Raw genomic sequence first — 4,771 nt, 5'->3', positions numbered from 1 at the left:
GCACCAACGCCCATGTCGTACTCGAACAAGCCCCCGACACGACAGCCACCGCACCGGCACACAACCCCACCCCCGAGCTGAGCCTCCCGGCGCCCTGGGTGCTGTCCGCGCGTGACGATGCCGCCCTGCGCGCCCAGGCCGCCCGGCTCGCTGCCCAACTCACCGAGAGCAACGACGAGGTGGCTGCCACCGGACGCGCCCTTGCCGTCAGTCGCAGCGCCTTCGAACGGCGCGCGGTCGTCCTCGCCGGGAGCCGCGCGGAGCTCCTCGACGGGCTCGCTGCCGTCACCGCGGGCACCGACACGCCCACCGTGCTGCGAGGTACCGCACCGCAGCGCGCCCAGACCGCGTTCCTGTTCACGGGGCAGGGCGCCCAGCGCGCCCGGATGGGCGCCGAACTGCACGCCGCGCACCCGGTGTTCGCGGCCGCGTACGACCAGGTGCTCGGCGCCTTCGACGGGCTCCTCGACACCCCGCTGCGCGACGTCGTGTTCGCCCCCGAAGGCAGCGAGCAGTCCGCGCTCCTTGACTCCACGACGTACACCCAGCCCGCGCTCTTCGCCGTCGAGACCGCCCTGTTCCGGCTGCTCGACCACCACGGCATGACTCCGGACCTGGTCGCCGGGCACTCCATCGGTGAACTCGCCGCCGCTCACGCGGCCGGGGTGTTCGATCTGGCGGACGCCGCCCGGCTCGTTGCCGCCCGCGGCCGCCTCATGCAGTCCGCCCGCACCGGCGGCGCCATGGTCGCCGTCGAGGCCGACCCGCAGGAGGTGACGGCGGCCCTCGCGGGCCTGGAGGACTCCGTGTCCGTCGCGGCCGTCAACGCGCCCCGCTCCGTGGTGATCTCCGGTGACGAGGACACCGCGCTCCGGCTCGCCGCCACCTGGCGCGAGAAGGGCCTGCGCACCAAGCGACTGCAGGTGTCGCACGCCTTCCACTCGCCGCACATGGACGAGGTGCTCGACGCGTTCCGTGCCGAGGCGGGCCGCGTCACGTTCCACGAGCCGCGCATCCCCCTGGTGTCCACCGTGACCGGCGAGGCCGCCACCGCCGCCGAACTCACCTCGCCCGACTACTGGACACGGCAGATCCGCGAGGCCGTCAGGTTCGCCGACGCCGCCCGCGAACTCGCCCGCCTGGGCACCACCGTCCTCGTCGAGCTCGGCCCCGACGCGGTGCTCACCTCACTGGCCCGCGAGATCCTCCAGGACTCGCCCGTCACCGCCGTGCCGCTGCTGCGCTCCGGCCGCCCCGAGGGCCCCGCCTTCGCCGCGGGCTGCGCCGAGGCGTACGCGCACGGGGCGCCCCTGGACGCGGACACCTTCTTCCCCGGCACGCCATCGGCCGCGCTCGCGGAGCTGCCCACGTACGCCTTCCAGCGCGAGCACTACTGGCTGACCGCACCGGCCCGCGCCGACGCCCGCACCCTCGGCCTGGAGCCGGCCGGACACCCGCTGCTGACCACGGTCGTCGAGCTGGCCGACCGTGACGACGCCGTGTTCACCGGCCGCATCGCGCGCGCCGGACAGCCCTGGCTCGCCGAGCACACCATCGTGGGCATCGACCTGGTCCCGGCCACCGCCTTCCTCGAACTCGTCGCCGCCGCAGGCCGTCACGTCGACACCCCGCAGGTCGCCGACCTCTCCCTGGAGGCGCCGCTGCCGCTGCCCGAGCGCGGCGCGATCCGTCTGCAGATCGCCGTCGGCTCCCCCGACCCCACCGGACAGCGGCCCTTCACCCTGCACTCACGCCTGGAGGACGCGACCGCCACCGCCGACGCGCCCTGGGCCCGGCACGCGAGCGGCACCCTCGCCACCGAGCCCGCCGGACTCCCGGACGTCGACGCCGAGTTGGCGCAGTGGCCGCCGGCCGGCGCCGAGGCGCAGGCCCTCGACGACGTCTACGCCCGCCTGCACGACCTCGGCTACACCTACGGGCCCGCCTTCCAGTGCCTGCGCTCACTGTGGCGGCGTGGCGACGAGGTCTTCGCCGAGGTACGCCTCCCCGATGAGCTGCACTCCGGCGCCGACGGCTACGGCGTCCACCCCGCGCTCCTCGACGCGGTACTGCACCCGCTCGTCCTCGACGCGGCGGTGCCCGGCGAGGAAGACCGCATCAGGCTGCCGTTCGGCTTCAGCGGCGTCTGTCTGTACGCGTACGGCGCCACCGAGCTCCGCGTGCGGATCACCCCGGCCGGCACGGGCGCCGCGACCCTGACGGCCGCCGACGCCACCGGCGCGCCGGTCGCCGTCGTCGACGAGATCGTCCTGCGCCCCGTCGGCAGGGACCGCATCGCCGCCGCGGATGAACAGCGGCCCGCCGATTCGCTGTTCACCGTGGCCTGGCAGGACGTGCCGGCGCCGACGGACGCGAGCGGCGCGGGCGACGCCCTTGTGGAGGTGGCGTTCGACACCGCCGCGCCCCCGGGCGCGGCCACCGGTGACCTCTTCGCCGTGGCCGGGAACGCCGTCGCTGCCGGAGCCACCGCCGTCGCCGTCCACCTCACCCCCGTACCGGACTCCGACGACCCGCACGGGGCGGTACGTGGCGTCCTCGGCCTGCTGCGGAGCTGGCTGGCCGACGAGCGGTTCACCGACACCCGGCTCGCCCTGCTCACCCGAGGTGCCGTCGCCGCGGACCCGGCCGACGACGTGGACCTCGCCACCGCCCCCGTATGGGGCCTGGTGCGCTCGGCGCAGTCCGAACACCCCGGCCGTGTCACCCTGATCGACCTCGATGGCACCGAGCCGGCGGACGGACTCGTGGCCGCCGCGCTCGCCACCGAGGAGCCGCAGCTGGCGCTTCGCGCCGGCGGCCTCCGCGCGCCCCGGCTGACCCGACCCCTCCGGGCGGCCGGGGTGCCGCAGGAGGCATCCACCGACCAGGCGGCGCACGCACCCGAGGTCCGGGGCGGCACCCCGCTCGACCCCGACGGCACCGTCCTGATCACCGGCGGCACCGGCGGCCTCGGCGCACTCGTCGCCCGCCATCTCGTGGCCCGTCACGGCGTACGGCACCTGCTGCTGAGCAGCCGCCGCGGCCCCGGTACCCCGGGCGCCGACGCGCTCAGGACCGAACTGGCCGCGCTCGGCGCCGAGGTCACCGTGGTGGCGGCGGACGCCGCCGACCGGGAGGCCCTGACCGCCCTGCTCGCCGAGGTCACGGACGACCACCCGCTGACCGCCGTCGTGCACACGGCCGGTGTCCTCGACGACGCGACCGTGCAGAGCCTGACCCCCGCGGGGCTCGACGCCGTGCTTCGGCCCAAGGCCGACGCGGCCCGGCTCCTGCACGAGCTGACCGCGCCCCTCGGCCTCGCCGCGTTCGTCCTGTTCTCGTCCGTGTCCGGCCTCACCGGCACCCCCGGACAGGCCAACTACGCGGCGGCCAACACCTACTTGGACGCGCTCGCCCACCATCGCCGCACCCAGGGCCTGCCCGCCGTCTCGCTCGCCTGGGGGCTGTGGGACGGCACCCACGGCATGGGAGCGGCCCTCACCGACGCCGACCTCGCCCGCTGGGCCAGGGCGGGCATGGTCCCGCTCACCCCCGAGCGCGGCCTCGCCCTGTTCGACGCGGCGCTCACCGCCGACAGCGCCCTGCTCGCCCCGGTCCACCTGGACCTCACCCGCTTCGGCGGCGACACCCCGGTGCCGCCGCTGTTCCGGGCCCTGGTGCGCACCCGTCCACGGCGCGCGCAGGCCGCCGCCTCCGGCACGGGCGGCGCGGCCGGTTCCGACTGGGCGCAGAGCACCGCCGCGCTGCCGTCGGACAAGCGCGAACAGGCGGTGCTGGACCTGGTCCGCACCACCGTGGCCGGAGTGCTCGGTCACACCGGCACGCAGGCCGTCGAACCGCAACGCGCCTTCAAGGACCTGGGCTTCGACTCGATGGCGGGCGTCGACCTGCGCAACCGGCTCGCCACCACCACCGGCATGAAGCTGCCCGCCACGGCCGTCTTCGACCACCCGACGCCACTGGCCCTCGCCACCTACCTCCTCGACCGGATCAGCGACCGGCCCGCCCCCACGGCACGCCGGACCCGCAACGACCGCCGGACGGACGACGAGCCGATCGCCATCGTCGGCATGGCCTGCCGCTACCCCGGTGGTGTCAACTCGCCCGACGACCTGTGGCGCCTGGTAGCCGAAGGCACCGACGCGATCAGCGAGTTCCCCGTGAACCGCGGCTGGGACCTGGAGCGGCTCTACGACCCCGACCCCGAGCACGTGGGCACGTCGTACACCCGCGAAGGCGGCTTCCTGCACGGCGCCGACCAGTTCGACCGGGAGTTCTTCGGGCTCTCGCCGCGCGAGGCGACCGCCATGGACCCGCAGCAGCGGCTCCTCCTGGAGACCGCGTGGGAGACCTTCGAGAGCGCGGGGATCGACCCGGCCACGCTGCGCGGCAGCCGCACCGGCGTCTTCGCCGGCGCCATGTACGACGACTACGCCTCCCGGCTGGCCACCGCACCCAAGGAGTTCGAGGGCTTCCTGCTCGCCGGGAACCTGTCCAGCGTCCTGTCGGGACGGCTCTCGTACACCTACGGTCTCGAAGGCCCGGCCGTCACGGTCGACACGGCCTGCTCGTCGTCGCTCGTCGCGCTGCACATGGCGGTGCAGTCACTGCGCTCCGGCGAGTCCGACATGGCCCTCGCCGGCGGTGTCACGGTCATGAACAGCCCGCACACCTTCGTGGAGTTCTCGCGGCAGCGGGGTCTTTCGGTGGATGGGCGGTGCAGGTCGTTCTCGGCGGATGCGAGTGGTAC

The 4,771-nt window shown here is 75.0% G+C and carries 1 protein-coding gene; it reads left to right on the top strand.

Annotated elements, in window-relative coordinates:
* Positions 1-4,771, top strand: a 4,771-nt coding sequence (locus AC5P1C_RS43390; protein WP_493871531.1) for an SDR family NAD(P)-dependent oxidoreductase, incomplete at both ends; no start/stop codon positions are given.

It is taken from the genome of Streptomyces sp. A18 (assembly GCF_059026065.1).
This window is presented reverse-complemented; position numbering and strand designations above follow the sequence as displayed.